The organism is Modestobacter sp. L9-4 (assembly GCF_019112525.1).
In the GTDB taxonomy this organism is placed as follows: Bacteria; Actinomycetota; Actinomycetes; order Mycobacteriales; family Geodermatophilaceae; genus Modestobacter.
The window spans coordinates 2219302-2244064 of sequence record NZ_CP077800.1 but is presented as its reverse complement, the minus strand read 5'-3'; the positions used below and the strand labels follow the sequence as shown (position 1 = coordinate 2244064).

19 protein-coding genes are annotated in these 24763 nt (G+C 73.4%); 8 read left to right on the top strand and 11 right to left on the bottom strand.

Features of this window, described 5'->3' with window-relative positions; all coding sequences use genetic code 11:
- Positions 1–82: 82 nt before the first annotated feature.
- The 10 genes from gyrA to dnaA all read right to left on the bottom strand — a co-directional run bounded on the left by gyrA (position 83) and on the right by dnaA (position 16745).
- Entirely contained in the window at positions 83–2551 is a 2469-nt protein-coding gene (gene gyrA, locus KUM42_RS10545) for a DNA gyrase subunit A (RefSeq protein WP_237492058.1), read from the bottom strand.
- Positions 2552–2781: 230 nt separating this feature from the next.
- On the bottom strand, positions 2782–4815 hold the full coding sequence (gyrB, locus tag KUM42_RS10540; protein WP_237492057.1) for a DNA topoisomerase (ATP-hydrolyzing) subunit B: 2034 nt from the start codon (positions 4813–4815) through the stop codon (positions 2782–2784).
- A 456-nt stretch (positions 4816–5271) separates the two neighbouring features.
- Positions 5272–6681 (bottom strand): APC family permease, encoded by a 1410-nt coding sequence (locus KUM42_RS10535; RefSeq protein ID WP_237492056.1) that lies wholly within the window; start codon positions 6679–6681, stop codon positions 5272–5274.
- Positions 6682–6801: 120 nt separating this feature from the next.
- The gene (locus KUM42_RS10530) at positions 6802–8595 is read right to left on the bottom strand and encodes an ABC transporter ATP-binding protein (protein WP_237492055.1); all 1794 of its coding nucleotides are present in this window, start codon (positions 8593–8595) and stop codon (positions 6802–6804) included.
- On the bottom strand, positions 8592–9653 hold the full coding sequence (locus KUM42_RS10525) for a hypothetical protein (RefSeq protein WP_237492054.1): 1062 nt from the start codon (positions 9651–9653) through the stop codon (positions 8592–8594). The genes KUM42_RS10530 and KUM42_RS10525 overlap by 4 nt, the downstream gene beginning before the upstream one ends.
- Positions 9654–9710: 57 nt before the next feature.
- Positions 9711–10211, bottom strand: a complete 501-nt coding sequence (locus KUM42_RS10520; protein ID WP_237492053.1) for a DUF721 domain-containing protein — start codon at positions 10209–10211, stop codon at positions 9711–9713.
- On the bottom strand, positions 10204–11400 hold the full coding sequence (recF, locus tag KUM42_RS10515; protein WP_237492051.1) for a DNA replication/repair protein RecF: 1197 nt from the start codon (positions 11398–11400) through the stop codon (positions 10204–10206). Before recF ends, KUM42_RS10520 begins: the two co-directional genes overlap by 8 nt.
- 113 nt (positions 11401–11513) lie before the next feature.
- Complete coding sequence (gene gnd, locus KUM42_RS10510) at positions 11514–12593, bottom strand: phosphogluconate dehydrogenase (NAD(+)-dependent, decarboxylating) (RefSeq protein WP_255557490.1); 1080 nt, start codon at positions 12591–12593, stop codon at positions 11514–11516.
- A gap of 164 nt (positions 12594–12757) precedes the next feature.
- Complete coding sequence (dnaN, locus tag KUM42_RS10505) at positions 12758–13915, bottom strand: DNA polymerase III subunit beta (protein ID WP_237492047.1); 1158 nt, start codon at positions 13913–13915, stop codon at positions 12758–12760.
- A 985-nt stretch (positions 13916–14900) separates the two neighbouring features.
- Complete coding sequence (gene dnaA, locus KUM42_RS10500; protein ID WP_237492045.1) at positions 14901–16745, bottom strand: chromosomal replication initiator protein DnaA; 1845 nt, start codon at positions 16743–16745, stop codon at positions 14901–14903.
- Positions 16746–17430: 685 nt separating this feature from the next.
- Between dnaA and rpmH the strand changes: the two genes are divergently transcribed.
- From rpmH to KUM42_RS10460, 8 genes are all read left to right on the top strand, one after another.
- Complete coding sequence (rpmH, locus tag KUM42_RS10495) at positions 17431–17568, top strand: 50S ribosomal protein L34 (protein ID WP_163610199.1); 138 nt, start codon at positions 17431–17433, stop codon at positions 17566–17568.
- A 1-nt stretch (position 17569) separates the two neighbouring features.
- A complete protein-coding gene (rnpA, locus tag KUM42_RS10490; RefSeq protein ID WP_237492043.1) occupies positions 17570–17959 on the top strand; it encodes a ribonuclease P protein component in 390 nt (129 codons plus the stop codon).
- Complete coding sequence (gene yidD, locus KUM42_RS10485) at positions 17956–18348, top strand: membrane protein insertion efficiency factor YidD (protein ID WP_237492041.1); 393 nt, start codon at positions 17956–17958, stop codon at positions 18346–18348. The genes rnpA and yidD overlap by 4 nt, the downstream gene beginning before the upstream one ends.
- Positions 18341–19504 carry a membrane protein insertase YidC gene (gene yidC, locus KUM42_RS10480; protein WP_237492039.1) on the top strand — a complete coding sequence of 388 codons (1164 nt, stop codon included), beginning with the start codon at positions 18341–18343 and terminating at the stop codon, positions 19502–19504. Before yidD ends, yidC begins: the two co-directional genes overlap by 8 nt.
- 93 nt (positions 19505–19597) lie before the next feature.
- Positions 19598–20233 (top strand): protein jag, encoded by a 636-nt coding sequence (locus tag KUM42_RS10475; RefSeq protein WP_237492036.1) that lies wholly within the window; start codon positions 19598–19600, stop codon positions 20231–20233.
- A complete protein-coding gene (rsmG, locus tag KUM42_RS10470; RefSeq protein ID WP_237492035.1) occupies positions 20230–20913 on the top strand; it encodes a 16S rRNA (guanine(527)-N(7))-methyltransferase RsmG in 684 nt (227 codons plus the stop codon). The genes KUM42_RS10475 and rsmG overlap by 4 nt, the downstream gene beginning before the upstream one ends.
- 108 nt (positions 20914–21021) lie before the next feature.
- On the top strand, positions 21022–22086 hold the full coding sequence (locus KUM42_RS10465) for a ParA family protein (protein ID WP_237492033.1): 1065 nt from the start codon (positions 21022–21024) through the stop codon (positions 22084–22086).
- A gap of 85 nt (positions 22087–22171) precedes the next feature.
- Positions 22172–23179, top strand: a complete 1008-nt coding sequence (locus tag KUM42_RS10460; protein WP_237492031.1) for a ParB/RepB/Spo0J family partition protein — start codon at positions 22172–22174, stop codon at positions 23177–23179.
- 48 nt (positions 23180–23227) lie between these two features.
- Here KUM42_RS10460 and KUM42_RS10455 read toward each other — a convergent pair whose 3' ends face one another.
- A complete protein-coding gene (locus tag KUM42_RS10455; RefSeq protein ID WP_237492029.1) occupies positions 23228–24547 on the bottom strand; it encodes a PLP-dependent aminotransferase family protein in 1320 nt (439 codons plus the stop codon).
- Between the last annotated feature and the right edge of the window lie 216 nt (positions 24548–24763).

Genomic DNA, 24763 nt, shown 5'->3' with positions numbered 1-24763 from the left:
GGGGTGGTCGGTGCCGTGGTGGTGGCGCGGGCCGGGACCAGGACGTCGTCGTCCCGGAACCCGGCCCGGCATCCGCCCCACCCTAGGCGTCGGGCTCGTCGTTGTCCGTCGTACGCGCGATCGCCACGATGGAGACGTCTTCCGGCAAGTTCATGAGCTTGACGCCCATGGTGGCCCGGTCCCGGGTGTGCCGGACGCCGTTCACCGGCGTCCGGATCACGCCGCCGCCGGAGGTGATCGCGTAGAGCTCGTCGCCGAGCACCACGGCCAGCGCGCCGACCAACGCGCCCTTGCGGGCCTTGGGGTCGGCGGTGAGGACGCCCTTGCCGCCGCGGTTCTGCTCCGGGTAGTGCTCGATGCCGGTGCGCTTGGCGTAGCCGCCCTCGGTGGCGACCAGGACGTCGACGCCCTCCTGGACGACGATCATCGACAGCAGCGTGTCGTCGTCGGCCAGCGAGATGCCGCGCACGCCCTCGGTGGCCCGGCCCATCGGCCGCAGCTGCTCGTCGGTGGCCTTGAAGCAGATCGACATCGCCTTGCGGGTGACCAGCAGCAGGTTCTCCTCCTGGCTGATCAGCGCCGCACCCACCAGCTCGTCGTTCTCGCGCAGGTTGATCGCGATCACGCCGCCGGTGCGCGGGGAGTCGAAGTCGGCCAGCCGGGTCTTCTTCACCTGACCGCGGGCGGTGGCCAGCACCAGGTACGGGGCGACCGTGTAGTCCTTGATCTGGATGACCTGGGCGATCTTCTCGTCCGGCTGGAAGGCCAGGATGTTCGCCACGTGCGCGCCGCGGGCGGTGCGCGCGGCCTCGGGCAGCTCGTAGGCCTTGGCCCGGTACACCCGGCCCTTGTTGGTGAAGAACAGGATCCAGTCGTGGGTCGAGCCCACGAAGAACTGCTGCACCAGGTCGTCCTGCTTGAGCGCGGCGCCCATGACGCCCTTGCCGCCGCGCCGCTGCGATCGGTACAGGTCGGCCTTCGTGCGCTTGGCGTAGCCGGTGCGGGTGATCGTGATGACCACCTGCTCCTCGGCGATGAGGTCCTCCATCGAGACGTCACCGTCGTTGGCCACGAACTGGGTGCGCCGGTCGTCGCCGTACTTCTCGGCGATCTCGGCCAGCTCGTCGCGGATGATCTGCCGCTGCCGCTCCGGGTCGTCGAGGATGGCCTGCAGCTCGGCGATCCGGGCCTCGATCTCGGCCAGCTCGTCGAGGATCCGCTGCCGCTCCAGGGCGGCGAGGCGGCGCAGCTGCAGGTCCAGGATCGAGACGGCCTGGATCTCGTCGACGTCGAGCAGCTCCATCAGGCCGGTGCGGGCGGCCTCGGCGGACTCGCTGGCCCGGATGAGGGCGATGACGGCGTCGAGCTGGTCGAGGGCCTTGGCGTAGCCGCGCAGGATGTGCGCGCGCTCCTCGGCCTTGCGCAGCCGGTAGCGGGTGCGCCGGACGATGACCTCGATCTGGTGCATGACCCACATGCGCACCAGCTCGTCCAGGCGCAGCGTGCGGGGCACGCCGTCGACGATGGAGAGCATGTTGCAGCCGAAGGTGGTCTGCAGCTGGGTGTGCTTGTAGAGGTTGTTGAGCACGACCTTGGCGACGGCGTCGCGGCGCAGGGTGATGACCAGCCGGCGGCCCACGCGGTCGGAGGACTCGTCGGCGATCTCGCTGATGCCCTGCAGGCGGCCGTCGCGGACGCCGTCGGCGATCGCCTCGGCCAGGTTGTCCGGGTTGACCTGGTAGGGCAGCTCGGTGACGACCAGCTGCACCCGCCCGCGGGCGTCCTCCTCGACGGTGACGACGGCGCGCATGCGCACCGAGCCGCGGCCGGTCCGGTAGGCGTCCTCGATGCCCTCGCGGCCGACGATCAGGCCGTGGGTCGGGAAGTCCGGGCCCTTGATGTGGGTCATGCAGGCGGTGAGCGCCTCTTCCGGCTCGGCGTCGGGGTGGTCGAGCATCCAGAAGACGGCGGCGGCGACCTCGCGCAGGTTGTGCGGGGGCATGTTGGTCGCCATGCCGACGGCGATGCCGGCCGAGCCGTTGACCAGCAGGTTCGGGAACCGGCCGGGCAGGACGAGCGGCTCCTGCTTCGTGCCGTCGTAGTTGGGCTGGAAGTCGACGGTCTCCTCGTCGATGTCCCGCAGCATCTCCATGGCCAGCGGCGTCAGCCGGGCCTCGGTGTAGCGCATGGCGGCCGCGGGGTCGTTGCCCGGGGAGCCGAAGTTGCCCTGGCCGTCGATCAGCGGGTAGCGCAGGGCCCAGGGCTGAGCCAGCCGCACGAGGGCGTCGTAGATCGCCGAGTCGCCGTGCGGGTGGTAGTTGCCCATGACCTCACCGACGACGCGGGCGCACTTGACGGTGGCCCGGTCGGGGCGGAAGCCCTGGTCGTACATGGCGTACAGGACGCGGCGGTGCACGGGCTTGAGGCCGTCGCGCACCTCGGGCAGCGCACGGCCCACGATCACCGACATCGCGTAGTCGATGTAGCTGCGCTGCATCTCCTGCTGGAGGTCGACCGGTTCGACGCGGTCGCGGCTGGGTGTCTCGGTCACGTCTGGTTCTCCACAAGTCGATGCACAGCGGTGGACAAATGCCCAGGTCAGCCAGCGAGTGAGAAGTCATCGCCGGTGCGGTCGCCACGCCGGGCAGCTGGTCACTGCCCCGGCGTGGCGTCCACGACGGTCACCCGTCTGGTCATACAGCGCCCAGATGGACGCCTTCGGCCCCCACGCAGGGCCCCGGGTCGCGCGGAGCGTGACCCGGGAGGCGAGGGGGCCCTTCGTCAGACGTCCAGGAAGCGGACGTCCTTGGCGTTGCGGGTGATGAAGCTGCGGCGGGCCTCGACGTCCTCGCCCATGAGGACGCTGAAGATCTCGTCGGCAGCGGCGGCGTCGTCCAGGGTGACCTGGCGCAGGATCCGGGTGTCGGGGTCCATGGTGGTCTCCCACAGCTCCTTGGCGTCCATCTCGCCCAGGCCCTTGAACCGCTGGATGCCGTCGTCCTTGGGGATCTTGCGACCCGCCTCGGCGCCGGCCTTGAGCAGCGCGTCGCGCTCGCGGTCGGAGTAGGCGTACTCCAGGCCGACCTTGCCGCCCCACTTGATCTTGTACAGCGGCGGCGCGGCCAGGTAGACGTGGCCGGCCTCGACCAGCGGGCGCATGAAGCGGAACAGCAGCGTGAGCAGCAGCGTGGTGATGTGCTGACCGTCGACGTCGGCGTCCGCCATCAGGATGATCTTGTGATAGCGGAGCTTGGTCAGGTCGAACTCGTCGTGGATGCCGGTGCCGAACGCGGTGATCATCGACTGGACCTCGGTGTTCTTGAGGACCCGGTCGATGCGCGCCTTCTCGACGTTGATGATCTTGCCGCGGATGGGCAGGATCGCCTGGTACATCGAGTCGCGGCCGGACTTGGCCGAACCACCGGCCGAGTCGCCCTCGACGATGTAGACCTCGGAGTTGCGCGGGTCGGTGGACCGGCAGTCCGAGAGCTTGCCCGGCAGGCCGCTGACGCTCAGCAGGCTCTTGCGGGCCAGCTTGCGGGCGTCCTGCGCCGCGCGGCGGGCGCGGGCGGCGGAGGCGGCCTTGGTGATGATGAACTTCGCCTCGGCCGGGTTCGACTCGAACCAGTGGCCGATCTGGTCGTTGCAGACCTTCTGCACGAAGCCCTTGACCTCGGTGTTGCCGAGCTTGGTCTTCGTCTGGCCCTCGAACTGCGGGTCGCCCAGCTTCACCGAGACGATGCAGGCCAGGCCCTCACGGATGTCGTCGCCGGTCAGGGCGTCGTCCTTGGCCTTGAGGATGCCCTTGTCCTTGGCGTACCGGTTGACGATCGAGGTGAGGGCCGCCCGGAAGCCCTCCTCGTGCGTGCCGCCCTCGTGGGTGTTGATGATGTTGGCGAAGGTGTGCACCGACTCGGAGTAGGCGTCCGACCACTGCATCGCGACCTCGACCGACATCGCGGTGTCGTTCTTGCCGACGCCGTCGGCGGAGAAGCCGATGACCGACTTGTGGATCGGGGACTTGCGGCGGTTCAGGTAGGCGACGTAGTCGACCAAGCCCTGGTCGTACTGCCAGGTGACCTCGGTGGGCTCGAAGGCCTCCTCGACGGCCTCGGCCGGGGCGGCGTGCTCGACCAGCGACTCCTCGCCGATGCCGGTCTCGGCCTTGCCCTGCCCGGGGCGCTCGTCGCGCAGGACGATCTTCAGGCCCTTGTTGAGGAAGGCCATCTCCTGCAGGCGGCGGGCGATCGTGTCGTAGGAGAAGTGGGTGGTCTCGAAGATCGACCCGTCGGCCCAGAAGGTGATCGCCGTGCCGCGCTTGTCGGTCGGCCCGACCTCGGTGAGCGTGCCCGGCTTGGCCAGGTCGTAGTGCTGGTGCCACTCGGACCCCTTGGTCCAGATGGTCACGTCGAGCTCGGTGGACAGCGCGTTGACCACGGTGACGCCGACGCCGTGCAGGCCACCGGAGACGCCGTAGCTCTTGCCGTCGAACTTGCCGCCGGCGTGCAGGATCGTCAGCACGACCTCGACGGTGGGGCGCTTCTCGACCGGGTGCATGTCGACCGGGATGCCACGGCCGTTGTCCTCGACCCGGACGCCGCCGTCGGCCAGCAGGGTCACGCGGACGGTGTCGCACCAGCCGGCGAGGTGCTCGTCGACGGCGTTGTCCACGACCTCCCACACCATGTGGTGCAGGCCGCGCTCGCCGGTGGAGCCGATGTACATGCCGGGGCGCTTGCGGACCGCCTCCAGCCCTTCCAGCACGGTGATGGAGCTGCCGGAGTAGGCGGTCTCGTTCTGGGGCGCTGCGACCACGTGGGGCCCTTCTCTTGCGCAGCCGCTCAGCCGGGGGCGACCACGTCGACGCAGGCGTCGACCGGCGCAGGGCGGCTCTGAGAGGGCTGCTGGCGGTGTGTCCCCTCCAGCGTACCGGGTGCGGCGGGCCAGGAGGCGCTGTCCACGCCCTGACGTCCCGTGAGAGCCCCTGCCGGATCGGCGACCACCACCCGTCTTGCCCCCCGCCGGGACACGCCGTCCTGCGGCGCTTGGGACCCGGCTGTCGACACGGCGACCTCAGCCACCTCACAGGCCCGCGGTGAGCCGCACCCCCCGTGCGGCGCAGCCCCCTTGGCCGGGCCTCCCACCAGCGGAGGCCGGGGCGTCGCGGCCCCGTGCAGGTCCCACCGGGAGCGGGGCCCCTGGTGTCGTGCGGCCCCCTCGCAGGGTCCCGCCGCGAGCGGGGCGAGTGGTGGGGGGCGAGGAGGTCCTCCCTCAGTTGACCGGGCCCTCGCCGGTGAGCTGGGTGGGGTCCAGCCGGGCCGCCGGCTGCCCGGTGCGCCGGTTGACCAGCACCGTCACGCCCCACAGCAGGACGCCGACGACGAGCAGCACGCCGGCGATGCGGTACTGCTCACCGGGCCGGCCGGCCCAGGGGGTGGCCAGGAAGGCGCAGGCCAGCGCCCCGACCACGGGCAGCACGGTGGGCGTGCGGAAGTGGTCGGCGTCCACGTGGTCGCGGCGGAGCACGAGCACGGCGACGTTGACCACGGTGAAGACGAGCAGCAGCAGCAGCGCCGTCGTCCCGCCCAGGGCCGGGACGGCGCCGACGAAGGTGATCAGCCCGAAGGCCAGCGCGGTGGTGAACAGGATCGCCGTCGTGGGCGTGCGGCGGGTGCGGTGCACCCGGCCCAGCTGCGGGGGCAGGACGCCCTGGTTGCTCATGCCGTAGACCAGCCGGCTGGCCATCAGCATGTTGATGAGCGCCGAGTTGGCGACGGCGAACATGGTGATGACCCCGAAGACGCCGATCGGGAAGCCGGGGGCACCGGCCTGCACGACCTGCAGCAGCGGGGTGTCGCCCTCGCTGAGCCTGTCGGCCGGCACCAGCGCGATCGCCGAGATCGACACGAGCACGTAGATGACGCCGGTGGCCACCAGGCCGAGCAGCAGCACCTTGGGGAAGATCCGCCGCGGCTCCTTGCACTCCTCGGCCATGTTCACCGAGTCCTCGAAGCCGACCATGGCGAAGAAGGCCAGGCCGGTCGCGGCGATGACGCCGCCGATGAGCGAGCGGTCGCCGGTGTCGACCTCGGTGACCCGGCCGAAGTCGCCCTCCCCGCCGCCGATCGCCCAGACGCCGACCCCGATGACGATCAGCAGCCCGGTGAGCTCGACGCAGGTGAGCACCACGTTGGCCTTGACGCTCTCCCCGACCCCGCGGTGGTTGACCAGCGCGACCAGGCTCATGAAGCCCAGCCCGATGAGGGTGATGCCGATGCCCTCGTCGAAGCCGAGCCCGAACACCTCGGCGGCGTTGGCGCTGAACGCGCGGGCCGCGGTCGAGGCCGAGGTGATGCCCGAGCTCATCACCGCGAAGGCGACCAGGAACGTGACGAAGTGGATGCCGAACGCCTTGTGCGTGTACAGCGCTGCGCCGGCGGCCTGCGGGTACTTGGTGACCAGCTCCAGGTAGCTGAACGCGGTGACCAGCGCGACGAGGAAGGCGACCAGGAACGGCAGCCACACCACCCCGCCCACCTGGGCGGCCACCTGCCCGGTGAGGGCGTAGATGCCGGTGCCCAGGATGTCGCCGACGATGAACAGCAGCAGCAGCCCCGGGCCCATCACCCGCTTCAGGCTCGGCTGGCCGTTCGCGGACCGGTCCTCGGTGTCCAGCGCCATGTCGGTGCCTCCCTGTGTGGTGGCAGGGATGCTCCTGTGCGCCGGGTCACCTGTCGACCCCCACCGGCGCGGTGTTCCACGTGGAACGGCCGCACCGGTGACCGGCCCTGCCCGGGGCGGCTAGACCAGCAGCTGGGCGGTGGCGAGCTCGCGGTAGAGCGGGCTGGTGTCGACCAGCTCGTCGTGCGTCCCGGCGGCGACGACCCGGCCGGCGTCCAGGACGACGATCCGGTCGCTGTCGAGCACGGTCGACAGCCGGTGGGCGACCACCAGCAGCGCCCGGTCGGCGGACGCGGCGGCCAGGGTGTCGCGCAGCAGGCCCTCGTTGCGGGCGTCGAGGCTGGCGGTGGGCTCGTCGAGCAGCAGCAGCGCCGGGCGGGACAGCAGCGACCGGGCGATGGCCAGCCGCTGGCGCTCCCCGCCGGAGAGCAGCACGCCGTCGTCCCCGACCGGCACGTCGAGCCCGAGCGGTGAGCGCTCGACGACGCCGGTGAGCCCGACGTCGGCCAGCGCGGACCAGAGCTGCTCGTCGGTGGCGTCCGGGGTGGCCAGCTGGAGGTTCTGCCGCACGGTGCCGGCGAGCACCGGCGCCTCCTGCTCGACGTAGCCCATCCGGGCACGCAACGCGGCCCGCGGCAGCTCACGGGTGTCGGTGCCGGCCCACCGGACCGCGCCGGCCGAGAGCGGGTAGAAGCCCTCGACCAGCGCCAGCACGGTCGACTTGCCCGCACCCGACGGCCCGACCAGGGCCACCCGGCTCCCCGCGGGGACGGCGAAGGAGACGTCGCTGAGCACCGGGGTGCCGTCCGGGTAGCCGAAGCCGACGCCGTCCAGCTCGAGCAGCGGCACCGGGTCACCGGCGGTGGGCATGCGCAGCACCACCGGCGAGCGGCCGGGGCGCTCGGGCACGTCGTCGTGCTCGGGGTCGAGGGAGAGCACCTCCTGCACCCGGGCGAGGGCACCGAGCCCGGTCTGCAGCTGGGTGTAGCTGCTGATCACCTCGCCCAGCGGCCTGATCAGCAGGAACAGGTACAGGATGAAGGCGACCAGGTCGGCCACGGCGATCGAGCCGGTGGCCACCCGGTACCCGCCCAGGCCCAGGACGGCGAGGAACGCGCCCTGCACCGCGATGCCCGCCGCCGGGGAGACCAGCGCCTGCAGCCGGGCGACCTGCACCCCGGCCCCGAACGCCCGCTCCGCGCTGACGCCGACCGTGGCCACCTCCCGCTCGGTCGCCCCGCTGGCCCGGATGGTGCGCACCGCCGACAGCGCGCGCTCGACGGCGGAGCTCATCTCCCCGACCTGCTCCTGCGCCTGCCGGGAGAGCTCGCGCACCCGCCGGGAGGCGAGCACGGCCACCGTCACCCCGACGCTCACCGCCAGCACCGTGACCAGCAGCAGCCAGACGTCGACCACCGCCATGGCGATCAGGGCACCGACGCCGACGACCACCGACCCGGCCAGCTCGACCACGCCGCTGGTGACCGTGGCCCGCAGCAGGGTGGTGTCCGAACCGACCCGCGACATCAGGTCACCGGTGCGGCGGCGGTCGTACTCGGCGACCGGGAGCCGCAGCAGCCGGTCGGCCAGCAGCCGGCGGGTGGACAGCACGACGCCCTCGGCGGTGCGCTGCAGCAGGAACTGCTGCCCCGCGCCGAGCACGGAGGCCAGCACCAGGACGACGACCAGGGCCAGGACGCCGGGCAGCACCGCACCACCGGAGCCGACCGCGCTGATCACCCGGCCCACGAGCGCGGGCTGGGCCAGGGACGCCGCGGCCGAGACCAGCGAGAGCACCGCGGCGGCGGCCAGCGCCCGGCGGTGCGGGCGCAGCAGCGGCAGCAGTTCCCGCAACCCGGCCGAGGGCGGCTTCCCGGCCGGTCCGGCCGCGCGTGCGGTGTCCCCGGTGGTCACCCGGCGGCGGCCAGGGCGCCGGCGACGGCGGCCAGGAGCCGGGCGTGGTGCTCGATCAGCTGGGGGCGGTTGGGATCAGGGCGGACGGCGGCCAGGAAGCCCGCGGCCGTCCAGATCTCGTCGCCGTCGTCGGTGCCCAGCAGCGACTGGCGGACCAGCGGGTCGGCGACCAGCCGGCGCACCTGGGGTCCGTCCTCGGCGGCCATGAGCACCCAGCGACGGTCGAACTCGGGGTCGGGGCTGGGGATCTGCAGCAGCCCGCCGGTGCCGTGCCGCCACAGCCGGGCCGGGGACAACCGGAAGCCGGGCACCGCGCCGAGCACCGGGGCGGCGGTCACCGCGTGGGTGCTGACCCAGTCGCGGCCGACCGGGGAGGCGATGTCGAAGGCGACCAGGTCCAGGCCGTCGCCGCGGCCGCGCAGCACACGGCTGGGGCGGTCGTCGCGGCCCGGGCGCACCGGTGCGCTCTGCAGGAGCGGGACCAGCTCGGCGTCCTGGGGGCTGGTGCCGTCGGAGGGGACCCATCCCCACTGCCGGGCCCACGCCAGCGTGCCGAAGGGGTCGGCCGGGTCGGGTGCGGGCCGGGGCTCCTCGGACCGGTCGTCGGGCCCCTGCGGCTGCTCCTCGGGCCGGGCGCGACCACCGAACAGGCCGCCGAGGCCGCGCCGCGGGCGGCCGGTGCCCGGGTCGTCCTTGGTGACGGGCTCGTCGGCGGGCCAGGGGGTGGGTGCCGGGGCCGGGGCCGCGGCAGGGAGGCCGGGGCGGTCGGGCTCGACCGCCGGCAGGTCCCAGCCGGCGGGCTGCCAGCCCGCGCCGTCGGCAGCCGTGCTGCCGGTGGACCCGGCGGCGGGCGTGTCCGGTCGGGCCGGGTCGCGAGGTGTCGCGCCGCCGGCTGCAGGGCCGCCGCCGGCCGCGGGGTCGCTGCCGGCCGCGGGACCGCCGCCGGGCGCGGGGTCGCTGCCGGGCGCGGGGTCGCCGCCCAGGTGGGCCGGCTCCTGCCAGCCGGCCGGGCGGCCGTCCTCGAAGCCGTCGCCGTCGCGGTCGCGCGGGCTGCTCATCGCCGGGTGCTCCTCGTCTCGCCGTGTCTGCTCACCGGGTGCCCACCACGGGGCACCTCAGCCGTACGTGTCGCGCGGCCCCCGCCCGCGCACGGTGCGCGGGCCCTTCTTCCAGCTCGGGGCCGTCGGACCGACAACGCGCAGCCTGGTCACGACGTCCCCGCCCACCCCGGCGCGCAGCCGGCCCAGGATGCTCGGGGCCAGCAACCGCAGCTGCGTGGCCCAGGCCGTCGACTCGGCGACGACCAGCAGCTCGCCCTCGTTGAGCGACTCCGGCCGGCAGTGGGCGGCGATGTCCGCGCCGACCAGGGCGTCCCAGCGGCCGAAGACGCTGCCGACCTTGGTGCGGGCGGTCCAGTCCTGCTGGCTGATCAGGGAGTCGACCAGCGAGCCCAGAGTCTGGGGGTCGTCGGCGCCGGGCCCGGGACCGGTCCACCGGCGGCGCGGGCCGGCGATGCGGCGGCGAGTGGGCTGCGGCCGGGACGCCGATGCCGCCCGGGCCGCCTCGAGCGCTGCCCGGGCGATGTCGGAGGGGCGTGCGGGTCGTTCCTCAGCCACCGTGCACCTCCACGTCCTCGTCCTCGTCGACGTCCTCGTTCTCGGCAGCCAGCACCGTCGCCCGGCCGTCGGCGACCTGCACCCGGGTGCCGCGCAGCGCCGGGGGCACGTCCTCGGCGACGGCGGCGGTGATCAGCGTCTGCTCGGCGCTGCCGGCGACCTCGGCCAGCGCCGAGCGGCGGCCGGCGTCCAGCTCGGCGAAGACGTCGTCCAGGATGAGGATCGGGTCGTCGCCCTCGGCGCGCAGCAGGGCGAAGCAGGCCAGCTTCACGGCGAGGGCGAAGGACCAGGACTCCCCGTGGCTGGCGTAGCCCTTGGCCGGGGCCGGGCCCAGGTGCAGCACCAGGTCGTCGCGGTGCGGGCCGACCAGGGTGATCCCGCGGTCGACCTCCTCCTTGCGGCGCTCGGCGATCCGGTCGGCCAGCGCCGCGGCGAGCTCCTCGGCACGGGGCAGTGCACGGTCGGGGTCGGCCGGGGTGCCGTCGCCGGCCAGCGGCACGCTGCTGGTGTAGCCCAGCGCGGCCCGGTCGGCTCCCGGTCCGGCGACCCCGGCGTAGGCGTCGGTGACGTAGGGGGCCAGGTCGGCGACCAGCTGCAGCCGGGCCTCGAGCAGCTGGCCACCCAGCTGCGTGAGGTGACCGTCCCAGACCTCGAGGGTGGCCAGCGCGTTGCCGCGGGCCAGCTTCGCCGTCTTCAGCAGGGCGTTGCGCTGCTTGAGCACCCGGTCGTAGTCGCTGCGCACCCCGGCCAGCCGAGGCGTGCGGCTGACCAGCAGGTCGTCGAGGAACCGGCGACGCTCGGCCGGGTCGCCGCGCACCAGGGCCAGGTCCTCGGGGGCGAACAGCACGGTCTTGACCAGCCCGAGCAGCTCGCGCGGGCGGGGCAGCGGGGCGCGGTTGACCCGCACCCGGTTGGCCCGGCCCGGGTTGATCTCCACCTCGACGAGCAGCTCGCGGTCGTCCTTGCGCAGCGCCGCCCGGACGACGGCCTGGGTGGCGCCGTGCCGCACGAGGGGGGCGTCGGCGGAGACCCGGTGGCTGCCCAGCGTGGCCAGGTAGCCGACCGCCTCGACCAGGTTCGTCTTGCCCTGGCCGTTGCGGCCGACGAGCACCGTCGGTCCGGGGGTGAGCGCCAGGTCGGCCAGCTCCCAGCTGCGGAACTGGCCGACCTGGAGGTGCCGGAGGTACACGGTTCAGACCTCCGACGACGTGCTGGAACGGGTTCCGTGCGGAGCACGGGTGAGGTCCCCTCGCAGGGTCCCGCCACGAGCTCGCTCGTGGCGGGGGGCAAGGGGGTCCTCCATCAGGCGGGCTTCTCGGCCACCCCGGTGTCGATGGAGCGCACCGCGTGGCCACCGAACTGGTTGCGCAGCGCGGCGACGGCCTTCATCGTCGGGGAGTCGTCCTGACGCGAGGAGAAGCGGGCGAACAGCGAGGCGGAGATCGCCGGCATCGGGACGGCGTTGTCGATCGCGGCCTCGACGGTCCAGCGGCCCTCGCCGGAGTCCTCGGCGTAGCCGGTGATCCGCTCGAGCTCGGGGTCCTCCTGGAGCGCGCGGACCAGCAGGTCCAGCAGCCAGGAGCGGATGACGGTGCCCTGGGTCCAGGAGGCGACGACGCCGGGAACGTCCTGGATCAGGTCGACCTTCTCCAGCAGCTCGTAGCCCTCGCCGTAGGCCTGCATCATCGCGTACTCGATGCCGTTGTGGACCATCTTGGCGAAGTGCCCGGCGCCCACGGGGCCGGCGTGCACGAAGCCCGCGCCCGGGTTGACCGGGGCACCCTCGGCGGCCTCGGCCGGCGGCTTCAGCGCGTCGAAGATGGGCTGGACCTTCGCGACGTCCTCGGCCGTGCCGCCGACCATCAGCGCGTAGCCGTTCTGCAGGCCCCAGACACCGCCGGAGACGCCGGCGTCGACGTAGCCGATGCCCTTCTCCGCCAGCTCGTCGGCGTGGATCTTGTCGTCGGTGTACTTCGAGTTGCCACCGTCGACGACCACGTCGCCAGGGGACAGCAGCTCGCCCAGCTCACGGACGGTCGCCCGGGTCGGGTCACCGGCGGGGACCATCACCCAGACCACGCGCGGTGCCTGCAGCGCCTCGACGAGCCCCTGCAGGCTGTCGACGTCGCGCGTGCCCGGTGCCCGGTCGTACCCGACGACCTCGTGGCCGGCGCGACGCACGCGCTCGGCCATGTTGCCGCCCATCTTGCCCAGCCCGATCATGCCCAGCTGCACGCCGGTCCTCCTCGTACTCGATGTCCTCGTCGGCCCGCGGGATGCCGCGGTCGGTCTCTCGCTCGCTGTCCTGCGTGTCCAGGAGCCCCCGCGACGCTGCAGGGTCCTGAGCCGCCGACCACGGGGCCGGGGCTCGTCGGCGCCCATCGTGCTCGCCCGGTCCCCCGCACGCGCGCCGGGGTCCCCGGACGCGCCGCACGCCGGCCCCGCTGCCGGTCCACCCGCAGTCCGGGAGGCGCGGCCCCCGGCCCCGTCCCGAGGCTCGCCCCGAGCTCTCGAGGGGTGGGGAGGACGGGGTCCTCCGACCTCGGTCAGCCCGGCAGGCGCACCGGCATGATCAGGTAGCGGTAGCTGCCGGGGCGCTCCGCCGGGCGGCCCTCGCCGTCGTCGCCGGTCGGCTCGTCGACACCGGACAGCACCGCCGGCTTGAGCGCGGTGGTGAAGTCCATCCGGGCGCGCGGGGTGTGCACCGCGGCCAGCCCGTCGAGCAGGAACGTCGGGTTGAAGCCGATGGTCAGCGGGTCGCCGTCGAAGACGACGTCGCAGCGCTCCTCCGCCTGGCCCTCGTCGTCGGTGCCGCCGGCCTTCAGCGTGACCTGGCCGGGGGTGAACTCGCAGCGCAGCGGGGTCCCCCGCTCGGCGACCAGGGCGACGCGCTTGGCGGCGTCGGTGAACAGCCCGACCGGCAGCTCGGCGAACGAGGAGGACTCGCTGGGCATGATCGCCCGGTACTTGACGAACTCGGCGTCCAGCAGCCGCGTCGTGGTCTGCCGGTCCTTGCCCGTCATGCCCAGGATCCCCTCACCGGAGCCGCCGGAGGACAGCGAGAGCGTGACCTCCGGCCCGCTGGTGAGGGTCTTGGCGGCGTCGGCGAGCGTGCGCGCCGGCACCAGCACGGCCGCCGACAGCCCCGGGGTCTCCGGGCGCCAGGCGAACTCGCGGACGGCGAGGCGGTACCGGTCGGTGGCGGCCAGGGTCACCATGTCGCCCTCGATCTCCAGCCGGACGCCGGTGAGCATCGGCAGGGTGTCGTCGCGCCCGGCGGCCACCGCGACCTGGCTGACGGCCTCGGCGAAGGCGTCGCTGTCGACCACGCCGGCGGCCGAGGGCATCGACGGCAGTGACGGGTAGTCCTCCACCGGCAGCGTCGGCAGGCTGAACCGGGCGTTGCCACAGGTGATCGACAGCCGGGCACCCTCGGCGACGACGTCGACCGGGTGCGGCGGCAGGGCCCGGGTGATCTCGGCCAACAGCCGGCCGGGGACCAGGGTGCGGCCGGCCTCGGTGGACTGGACGTCGATCTCGGAGCGGGCGGAGACCTCGTAGTCGAAGCCGGACACCGACAGCTGGCTGCCCTCGACCTCCAGCATGATCCCGGCCAGCACCGGCACCGACGGCCGGGGCGGCAGGCTGCGCGCCGTCCATGCCACGGCCTCGGCGAGCACCTCGCGTGCCACCCGGAACTTCATCTCGTGATCCACCCCTTGCTGATGTGCCGTGCTCGTCTGCGCTGGCTCGTGCGGCGCGGTGTGCGGCGTCATCCTCCCCCGAACGCCCCCCTGCTTGACCAGTCCCCCGGTGACGGCGTCCTCCCGGGCCCTGCTCCGTCCCTGTTGCTGCGTGCTTTCCCTGTGGGCCGACCGGGGAGCGCAGCGTCCGGTCCGGCCCTCCCCAGCCTGAATGTGGTTCGAGAACTCCTCGGCAGATATAGCTCATCCTCGTCATCACGCTTGTGGAACCTGGGGATCGGACCCCTTTCCGCAGGTCGACCGCGGTTTTGCCCTGTTGGCCCACTGTGGGCTCACGACCCGTTCCCTGTGTCGACACGTGGACAACTCGACCGTTGTGCACGGTCACCGGCCGCTCTCCACCCCGTCTCCCCCGGTCACCCGCAGGTTCGTCCCCATCCCCAGGGGAAGCACGGGTTCGTCCACACACGCCAGGTGTCGACATGTGGACTCCCGGGGGACATCACGGGGACGGCAGGTGACGGCCTGACCTGCATCTACAGGGTGGGGATGCGAGCCCTCCCCGGCGGTGACCGCTCTCCCCAACCTGTGTACAGATCTGGGGACAAGGCGACACGGGACGACGGTCGAGGACCCCTCCGGGGCGCCCAGGACCCGTCCACCGTGGGTCCAGACGGGTGAACGTGCAGGTGGAGCGCGTGATGGGGCTCGTCGACGACGGCTGCGTGATGCAGTGGACGACCCCCTGCGGGCCCCGTCGGCGTCCCCGGGGGCCGGTCCGGTGGGGTCCCGTGTCGACTCCTGGGCGCGGTCGTCCGTCGCCCGGGACCGCCGGTGCACGGCTGTGTCCCCCGCTCGTGCACCTGTGGGCGACCGGACCGGTCGGCGTCCTGTGCACGACGGTGGAGGAGCAGGTGAGCGTGCTCGGCGTCGTGTGGGGCCGCCGGTGCGACCCCGGTGCACCGACGGCACCGGGGTCCCACCGCTACTGGCGGGCGCGGCTCTTGATGCGGGCGGTGAGCTCGGTGACCTGCGTGTAGGTCGCCCGGCGCTCGCTCATCAGCCCGGTGATCTTCTTGACCGCGTGCATGACCGTGGTGTGGTCCTTGCCGCCGAAGGAGGCCCCGATGCGGGGCAGCGACAGCTCGGTGAGCTCACGGCACAGGTACATGGCGATCTGCCGGGCGTTGACCAGGGTGCGGCTGCGGTTGGCGCCCTGCAGCTCCTCCATGGTCACCGAGAAGTACTCGGCGGTGGCGGCCATGATGATCGCCGCGGTGATCTGCGGGCCCTGCTCGTCGCTGATGAGGTCCTTGAGCACCAGCTCGGCCAGCGCCAGGTCGACGGGCTGCTTGTTCAGGCTGGCGAAGGCGGTGACCCGGATCAGCGCGCCCTCGAGCTCGCGGATGTTGGTCTGCACCTTGCTGGCGATGAACTCGAGCACCGCGTCGGGCGCCTGCAGCCGCTCCCCCCACGCCTTCTTGCGCAGGATCGCGATGCGGGTCTCCAGGTCCGGTGCCTGGACGTCGGTGATCAGGCCCCACTCGAAGCGGGTGCGGAGCCGGTCCTCCAGCGTCGTCAGCTTCTTCGGCGCGCGGTCGGAGGTGATCACGATCTGCTTGCTGGCGTTGTGGAGGGTGTTGAAGGTGTGGAAGAACTCCTCCTGCGTCCGCTCGGCGCGCTCCAGGAACTGGATGTCGTCGATCAGCAGGAAGTCGATGTCCCGGTAGCGGCGGCGGAAGTCCTCGGCCCGCCCGGAGTGCACCAGGTTGATGAACTCGTTGGTGAACTCCTCGGTGCTCACGTAGCGCACCCGCACGTTGGGGAACATCCGCGCCGCGTAGTGCCCGATGGCGTGCAGCAGGTGGGTCTTGCCCAGCCCGGAGTCGCCGTAGATGAACAGCGGGTTGTATGCCCGGGCCGGCGCCTCGGCCACGGCGACCGCCGCGGCGTGGGCGAAGCGGTTGCTGTTGCCGATGACGAAGCTGTCGAAGACGTACTTGGCGTTCAGGCCCGGGTCCAGCCCGCCCGGCCGGCGGTCGGCGAACAACGGGACGGCGCCGCCACCACGGGCGGAGCGGTCCGCGGGGCGGCGGTCGTCGGTGCCCGCCTGGCGGTCACCGCGGTCGTCGGACTCCCGGTCCCAGGGGGCGAGCCGGGCCTGGACGCCCACGCCGGCGCCGCTGTCCTCACCCGAGGCCTCACGGGGGGTCTCCTCGGCCACCGAGCCCCGGGACCAGTCGCGGCCGTCCCCGGACTCCGGCAGCCAGGCCTCGGCCCGGACGGCGTCGGTGCGCACCCCGAAGGCGCTGCGACCGTCGTCGACCCGGTCACGGTCGGCACGGTCCTCCGCGGCCCGGTCGGAGGCGGCCCGCTCGCGGGCGGCGAGCTCGGCCGAGGCACGGTCGTGGGCGATGCGGTCCTGGGCGAGCTGGTCCTGGGCCAGCCGCTCGTCGGCCGACCAGTCCGGGGACTGGCCGAGGGGGGCCACGCGCTCGCGCTCGGCCGGGGCCCAGCGGCGGTCCTCCGTGCCACGGGCTGGTGCGCCGGCGTCACCGGCCTGGGCGGCCGGCACGTCCTCCAGCTGCACCGCGACCCGGATGGCGCGGCCGAACTCCGCCGAGAGCGCCTCGGCCAGCTGGATCCGCATGCGGGACTCCAGCACGGTCTGGGTGAACTCGTTGGGGGCGGCGAGCACGGCGGTGTCCTCGACCAGGCCGAGCGGCCGGGTCAGGCTGAGCAGTGCGTTCTGCTGCGGGGACAGGCTGGTGGCCAGGCGCTCGCGGATCTGGTCCCAGACCGTCACCAGATCGACCGTGGGGTCGGCCATCGACTGTGTCCCTCCTCGTGCTCCGGGTGCTGCGCTCCGGTCCCGTCGGACCCGTCCGTCCACAGGGACCGGGGAGGTCCGGGGCGACTGCCGGGTCCCCCGACCACTCCCCAGGTGTGGACGCCCGTGCGGGCGTCGTCCACATGAGTGTCCACAGTCTGTGCACGCCCGGCGACACCGGTGCCGGTGTCGGCGGGGCCGACGTCCGGGTGCCGCGTCGTCGCTGGTCAGCGCAGTGCATGGGTGGTCGGGGAGCGATCTGGGGACCGGTCGGACGACGGAGTGGGCATACGGGCCGACGACCATTCGTCCAACACGGAGCGACGGCGACGCTAACAGCCTCATCCACAGCCCGGCAACGACGTGGCGTGGACCACCGCACCCGGCCGGACGCGCGGCTGTCCCCAGGTCGGCACCCCGCCGGGACGGCGGCACGTCCCCCTGCGCACCGGGCCGACCGACCGGGACGGGCCCGGTCTCGGCTATGCTTGCCCGAGTCTGTGCACTGGACCCGTCGCACCCGCACTCCCGGGGTGCGGCCCGGGGCCCGCGCGCAGCAGACCAGCCCCGGGGAGCCGGGTGCCGGTCGCGGGCCCGTCCGGGCCGGTGACCTGCCCGTCCCCCGCGCGTGCGCTGCCCGACCGGGTCCGCGCCGCACCGACGTCGTCAGCAGTAGGAGTCCCTCGTGAGCAAGCGCACCTTCCAGCCGAACACCCGTCGCCGGGCGAAGACCCACGGCTTCCGGCTGCGCATGCGCACCCGGGCCGGCCGCGCCATCCTCGCCGCCCGCCGTGGCAAGGGTCGCGACAAGCTCTCCGCCTGAGGTGCTGCCCGCGCAGGCACGCCTGCGCCGGCGGCCGGACTTCACCGTGGTCGTGCGGTCCGGCCGTCGTGCCGGGCGCCCGACCCTGGTGCTGCACTACCTCTCCGAACGGCCCGTCGTCCCGGCCGGGCGTCCAGTGGACGTCCCTGCCGGGCCGCGGGCCGGTTTCGTCGTCGGCAAGACCGTGGGCAACTCGGTCTGCCGGCACCGGGTGACCCGGCAGCTGCGGCACCTCGTGGGCGCCCAGCTGGACCGGCTCCCGGCGACCGCCGACCTCGTCGTCCGGGCCCGTCCCGAGGCCGCCGACGCCGGCTCGGCCGTGCTCGCCCGCGACCTGGACGCCGGCCTGGACCGGTTGCTGGGCAGCCGGCCCCGGACCGCACAGCCGTGACCGGGGCCCCGGCCCGCGGCCTGCTGGCGGCGGTGCGCTTCTACCAGCGGGCGATCAGCCCGGCGTTCCCGCCGCGCTGCCGCTTCGAGCCCAGCTGCAGCGCCTACGCCGCCGAGGCCCTCGAGGTGCACGGCGCGGTGCGGGGCAGCTGGCTGGCCCTGGTCCGGCTGGCCAAGTGCGCCCCGTGGCACCCGGGCGGTCTGGACCTGGTGCCCCCGCCGCGCTCGGCCCCCGGAACCGACGGGGGCGGCCGTACGTCGTCCACCTCGGCGCAGTCGTCGGCTCCTGCCGCGGCACCTGCTCCACCGGCTCGGGGCGCACGCCGCCCCGGTCGTGCCACCCCGCCGGCTCCCCGCCGGTCCGCGCAGCAGGAGGCTGGCGTTGCTTGACTGGATGTACACCGCGATCGCCTGGGTGATGAAGACGTGGCACTCCGCGTTCTCCACCTTCCTGGACCCGGCGAGCGGGTGGACCTGGGCGCTGTCGATCGTCTTCCTGGTCGTCACCATCCGCGTGCTGCTGTTCCGCCTGTTCGTCAAGCAGGTCAAGTCGCAGCGCGCGATGCAGGAGATCCAGCCGGAGATGGCCAAGCTGCGCAAGCAGTACGGCAGTGACCGGCAGGGCCTGAGCCAGGCGATGATGGCGCTGCAGAAGGAGCGCGGGGTCAACCCGCTGGCCGGCTGTCTGCCGCTGCTCCCGCAGATCCCGGTCTTCATCTCGCTGTTCCACGTCCTGCGCCGCCTCGCCCCGGGCAAGCAGGGGCTCTACAGCTGGAGCACCGAGCTCACCGACCAGGCGGCCAGTGCCAAGCTGCTCGGTGCGCCGATCTCCTCGTCGTTCAACATGCAGCCGGACAAGGAGCGGCTGATCCTGCCGCTGACCGACGGCAGCTACTCCAACATCCGCATCGTCGCGATGGTCCTCATCGTGATCATGTGCTTCACCACCTTCTTCACCCAGAAGCAGATCCAGAAGCGCTCCGGCCCGGTCGAGGGCCAGGCCGCGATGGTGCAGAAGCTGCTGCTCTACGGCATGCCGATCAGCCTCTTCGTCTCCGGCTTCTTCTTCCCCATCGGTGTGCTCATCTACTGGTTCACCAACAACCTGTGGACCCTGGGCCAGCAGTTCTACATCCTCAAGGCGCTCCCGCCGCCCGGGTCGCCCGGTGCGCTCGCCAAGGCCGCCGCCGACAAGCCCGTCGTCGACGTGAAGGCGCTGGCCCCGAAGCCGGGCGCCAAGCCGGTGCGGCCCAAGGCCGGCCGGCCGGCGACCGTGGCCCCGGCCTCGACCGTGGACGCCGACGGCTCGGTCGTCGACGCCTCCGTCCTCGACGGCTCGGTCACCGACTCCTCACCGGTCGACGACGACCGGGTCACCCCGGTCCAGGACGGCGCCACCAGTGGGCCGTCCGCCACCGGTGCGACCGCCGCCGGCTCGGCCCCCGGCCGCCCGTCGGGCAGCGCCAACCGGCCGCGGTCCGGGGCCTCGGGCAGCCGCTCCGCGGCCGGCCCGGCCAACCGCGGCAAGCGCGGCAAGCGCCGCTGACCGGCCGGGGCACCCGGGGCGCCGTCCCGCAGCGTGCCCGGCCCCTCGACCACCGGGTTCGCCCGGCCGCCTGCACCACACGGAGGACCTGACATGAGTGCACCCGACAGCGACACCGCCACGACCGCCGAGGCGACCTCGGGCGCGGTGCTGACCCCGGTCGGCGGGACCGGTGACCCGGCCCTCCCCGACGCCGACGCGGCGTCGGCCGACGCGGTCATCGAGCCCGTCGACCTCGACGTGGTCGACGAGGACGAGGAGGGCGGCGAGGGCCTGCTCGTCCGCGAGGGCGACGTGGCCGGCGACTACCTCGAGCGGCTGCTGGACATCCTGGACGTCGACGGCGACATCGACCTGGACGTCGAGGGCGACCGCGCCTCCGTCGCCGTGGTGGGCGGTGAGCTGAAGACGCTGATCGGGCCGGACGGCGCGACGCTGGAGGCCCTGCAGGAGCTGACCCGCCTCGCCGTGGCCCAGGCCACCGGGGTGCGCAGCCGGCTGATGCTCGACATCGGCGGCTTCCGGGCCAAGCGGCGTGCCGACCTGACCGCCCTCGCCTCGGCCGCGGCCGAGCGGGTCGGGCAGAGCCGCCAGCCCGAGCGGCTGGCGCCGATGAACCCGTTCGAGCGCAAGGTCGTCCATGACGTCATCGCCGGCGCCGCCGGGGTGCACAGCGAGTCGGAGGGCGAGGAGCCCAACCGTCGCGTCGTGGTCCTGCCCGAGCGGTGAGCAGCCCGGTCGATCCGGCGGAGCCCCGGGAGGACGCGGACACGGCCGTCCCGGAGATGCCCGAGGTCGCGGCGGCCGTCTTCGGTGCGGCGGCCCCGGCAGCCGCCCGGTACGTGGCCATGCTCGCCGGTGACGGCGTCACCCGGGGCCTGATCGGCCCGCGGGAGGTCCCGCGGCTGTGGGACCGGCACCTGCTCAACAGCGCCGCGCTGGCCGAGGCGGTGCCGCACGGTGCCCGGGTCGTCGACGTCGGCAGTGGTGCCGGGCTGCCCGGCATCCCGCTGGGGCTGGCGCGCCCCGACCTGACGCTCACCCTGGTGGAGCCGATGGCCCGGCGGGTCGAGTTCCTCACCGACGTCGTCACCGCCCTGGGTGCGCCGTGGCGGATCGTCCGCGGCCGCGCGGAGGAGCGTTCCGTCGTCCGGGCCGTGGGTCCGGTCGACGTGGTCACCGCGCGGGCGGTCGCGCCGCTCCCCCGGCTGGTCGGCTGGTGCCGTGGGTTGCTGGCCCCCGGGTCCCAGCTGATCGCCCTCGTCGGCGAGCGGGCGGCGGCCGAGGTGCCCGGTCTCGTGCCCGAGCTCGAGGCGGCCGGCATGCGGGACGTGCACACGCGCGCGGTCGGTGGAGGGCTGGGCGCTGCAGCCACTACCGTGGTGGTCATGACCCGCGGAGCACGGTGACCCGGCGTCTCGCCGGACGACCTGTCTGCTCCGCGCGTTCCACGTGGAACACGCACCAGTGACACATCGACGTTCCACGTGGAACACGGTGGTGAGGAGGACGCACCGATGACTGACCCCGGTGAGCGGCTGCGCTCCAGTCTCGCCGCCGACCAGGCCGTCGGTCCGGACTTCGACAGCCCGATCGCCATGGAGGCGATGCGGGCGACCCGGGTCCTCCACGCGGCCGACCAGGACCCCTTCCCCGCACCGGGGCGCATCCGGGTCGTCACGATCGCCAACCAGAAGGGCGGCGTCGGCAAGACGACGTCCACGGTGAACCTCGGTGTCGCGCTGGCCTTCTACGGGTTGCGCACGCTGGTCATCGACCTGGACCCGCAGGGCAACACCAGCACCGCCCTCGGCGTCGAGCACAGCGTGGGCACGCCCTCGATCTACGACGCGCTCGTGGGCGACAACACCCTCGCCGAGGTCACCCACCCGACGACGGCGAGCCCCAACCTCTTCTGCGTCCCGGCGACGATCGACCTGGCCGGCGCGGAGATCGAGCTGGTGTCCGTCGTCGCCCGTGAGCACCGGCTGCGCCGCTCCATCGAGACCTACCTGCACGAGCTGCCCGCCACCGAGCGGCCGCACTACGTGCTCATCGACTGCCCGCCCTCGCTCGGCCTGCTGACGCTGAACGCGCTGGTGGCCGGTGACGAGGTGCTCATCCCCATCCAGTGCGAGTACTACGCGCTGGAGGGGCTGGGGCAGCTGCTCTCCAACATCGAGCTGGTGCGCCAGCACCTCAACCCGACGATCGCGGTGAGCACCATCCTGCTCACCATGTACGACGGGCGCACGAAGCTGGCCGACCAGGTGGCCGACGAGGTGCGCAACCACTTCGGCGACCTCGTGCTCAAGTCGGCGATCCCGCGCAACGTCCGGGTCAGCGAGGCACCGGGCTACGGCCAGTCGGTGCTGACCTACGACCCGGGCTCGCGCGGGTCCACCAGCTACGTCGAGGCGGCCCGCGAGTTCGCCGAGCGCGGCGCGCTGCTCCCGGCCGCCACGGCCCAGCCGACGACGCCTCCTCCCCCGCCGCCGGTCGCCGGCCCGCCCTCGGTGGCGGCCATGGTGCTCGGCGAGCCCGTGGCTGCGCCGGCAGCCCGCGGCCGGCACGCGACGTGAGCCCGACCGCGCCCACCGGGCCCCCGTGCCCGCGCACCACCCCCGCGCCGCGACAGCGGCCTGCGGGCACGAACGAGGAGGACCAGTGACGAAGCGCGGCGGTCTCGGCCGGGGCCTGGCGGCCCTCATCCCCACCAGCGCGCCGGCGCCGACGGCCACCCCCGCCGCGCGGGCCGCCGAGGCCGCGGAGGCTGCCGTCACCGGCCCGGCGGAGCGTCGGGCCGCGTCGGTGCACGAGCTGCCCGCCCGGGTGCTCGAGGAGGTCGCCGGCGTCCCCGGGGCGCAGCTGCGCGAGCTCCCGGTCGGGGACGTCGTCCCCAACCCCAAGCAGCCCCGTCAGGTCTTCGACGACGAGGCCCTGGAGGAGCTCACGCACTCGGTGCGCGAGTTCGGTCTCCTGCAGCCGATCGTCGTCCGGGAGGGCGCTGACGGGCAGTACGAGCTGATCATGGGCGAGCGCCGGCTGCGCGCGGCCCGTGCGGCGGGGCTGGAGACCGTGCCGGCCATCGTCCGGGACACCACCGACGACGCCATGCTGCGGGACGCCCTGCTGGAGAACATCCACCGGGTGCAGCTGAACCCGCTGGAGGAGGCGGCTGCCTACCAGCAGCTGCTGGAGGAGTTCGGCGCCACCCACGAGGAGCTGGCCAGCAAGATCGGTCGCAGCCGGTCGCAGGTCACCAACACGATCCGGCTGATGAAGCTGCCGGTGAAGGTGCAGACCCGGGTCGCCGCGGGGGTCATCTCCGCCGGCCATGCGCGAGCGCTGCTGGGTCTGCCCGAGGCCGAGTCGCAGGACGCGCTCGCCACCCGGATCGTCGCCGAGGGCATGTCGGTGCGCGCCACCGAGGAGGCCGTCGCCATGGCGGTCGCCGACTCCCCCACCGCCGCCCGGCGGTCGCAGCGCAAGATCAGCGCCCCCGGCGTCGAGGACCTCTCCGGTCGGCTGTCGGACATGTTCGACACCAAGGTCAAGATCCAGATCGGCCGGGCCAAGGGCCGCATCGTCGTCGAGTTCGGTTCGGTCGACGACCTGCAGCGGATCATCGGCATGATGGCCCCGGACATCACCGGGCGCGCCCAGCAGGACTGATCCCGACCCTCTCCCTGGTTCCGTCACTGACGGAACCAGGGAGGACGGTCAGACGGAGGGCTCTGCGCCCTCGGCGCCGTTCGCCGGTCCGATGACCGGCGGCGGGTAGGCGGCCCGCGCCGACGACGAGCGCGGCGAGGACGGCCGCGGCGTCGAGGTCACGGCGCGGAACGTGCCGGTGTCGACCGAGTCGAAGGTCGAGTGCAGGTCCAGCTCGGCCTCGATGACCCGGGCCAGCCGGCGCACCCCCTCCCGGATCTGGTCCGGCTCGGGGTAGCAGTACGACAGCCGCATGTGCTCCCGGCCCGAGCCGTCGGCGTAGAAGCCGATGCCCGGCACGTAGGCGACGTGGGCGGCCACCGCGCGCGGCTGCATGAGCTTGGCGTCCAGCCCGTGCGGCAGCTTCACCCAGACGTAGAAGCCGCCGTCGGGCTTGGTCCAGGTCGTGCCCCGCGGCATGAGCGCGGCGAGGGACTCCAGCGTCGCGTCGCGGCGCTCCCGGTAGAGCTCGGTGAAGACCTTGATCTGCTGCTGCCAGGGCTGGGTGTCCAGGTACCGGGCGACGGCGTACTGGGTGAGCGAGGGCGGGCAGAGAACCTGCGCCTCGGTGGCCAGGACCAGCTTCTCCCGCACCGCCAACGGCGCCAGCACCCAGCCGACCCGCAGACCGGGTGAGAACGTCTTGGAGAACGAGCCGAGGTAGATGACCCGCTCGTCGTTGCGGGCCCGAAGCGCGCGCATGGGGTCGTGCTCGAACCCCAGCAGGCCGTAGGGGTTGTCCTCGATGATCAGCAGGTCGTACTGCTCGGCGATCGCGATGACCGCCTCACGCCGCTGCTCGGACAGCGTGACGCCGGCCGGGTTGTGGTAGTTGGGCACCGTGTAGAGGAACTTGACGCGGTCGCCCCGGGCCCGGCACTCCAGCAGCGCCTGCTCCAGCGCCTCGGGGATCAGCCCGTCCTCGTCCATGGCCACGTGCCGGACCTGCGCCTGCGCCGCCTGGAAGACCCCGAGCGCGCCGACGTAGGAGGGACCCTCGGCCAGGATGGTGTCGCCGGGGTCGACGAAGACCCGGGTCACCAGGTCCAGCCCCTGCTGCGAGCCGACGGTGACGACGACCTCGCTGGGTGAGGCGTCCAGGATGCCCTCGAGCGCCATGACGTCGCAGATGCGCTCACGCAGCCGTGGGTCGCCCTGACCGGAGCCGTACTGCAGGGTCTGCGCACCCATGCCGGACACCAGCTCGCCGATCATGGAGCCGACGACGTCCAGCGGCAGGGCGGTGACCGCGGGCATGCCACCGGCCAGCGAGACCACCTCGGGGCGGCTCACCACCGAGAACAGGGCCCGGATCTCCGAGCTCTTCATGCCGTGGGTGCGTGCTGCGTACCGGTCTGCCAGGGGGTCCAGCCGCGGATGCCGCAGAGAGACGTGCGAGGGCGCACCCTGTGAGCGCGCCCCGGCCTGACCGGGACCGACCGTGGGGTCGGGCACAGGAGGGGTCACCTGTCGCAGTGTAAGCGGCCCACCCCGCAGGCGGACCGGTCCGTCCCCCCGGCGTGGCGCCCGACCCTCCTCCAGGGG

Excerpts from the sequence above, each read along its gene's own strand:
- KUM42_RS10535 (WP_237492056.1), bottom strand. The coding sequence starts at position 6,681 with ATGGCGCTGGACACCGAGGACCGGTCCGCGAACGGCCAGCCGAGCCTG.
- KUM42_RS10525 (WP_237492054.1), bottom strand. The coding sequence starts at position 9,653 with ATGAGCAGCCCGCGCGACCGCGACGGCGACGGCTTCGAGGACGGCCGC.
- gnd (WP_255557490.1), bottom strand. The coding sequence starts at position 12,593 with ATGGGCGCCGACGAGCCCCGGCCCCGTGGTCGGCGGCTCAGGACCCTG.
- dnaN (WP_237492047.1), bottom strand. The coding sequence starts at position 13,915 with ATGAAGTTCCGGGTGGCACGCGAGGTGCTCGCCGAGGCCGTGGCATGG.
- dnaA (WP_237492045.1), bottom strand. The coding sequence starts at position 16,745 with ATGGCCGACCCCACGGTCGATCTGGTGACGGTCTGGGACCAGATCCGC.
- KUM42_RS10475 (WP_237492036.1), top strand. The coding sequence starts at position 19,598 with ATGAGTGCACCCGACAGCGACACCGCCACGACCGCCGAGGCGACCTCG.
- KUM42_RS10465 (WP_237492033.1), top strand. The coding sequence starts at position 21,022 with ATGACTGACCCCGGTGAGCGGCTGCGCTCCAGTCTCGCCGCCGACCAG.
- KUM42_RS10455 (WP_237492029.1), bottom strand. The coding sequence starts at position 24,547 with ATGAAGAGCTCGGAGATCCGGGCCCTGTTCTCGGTGGTGAGCCGCCCC.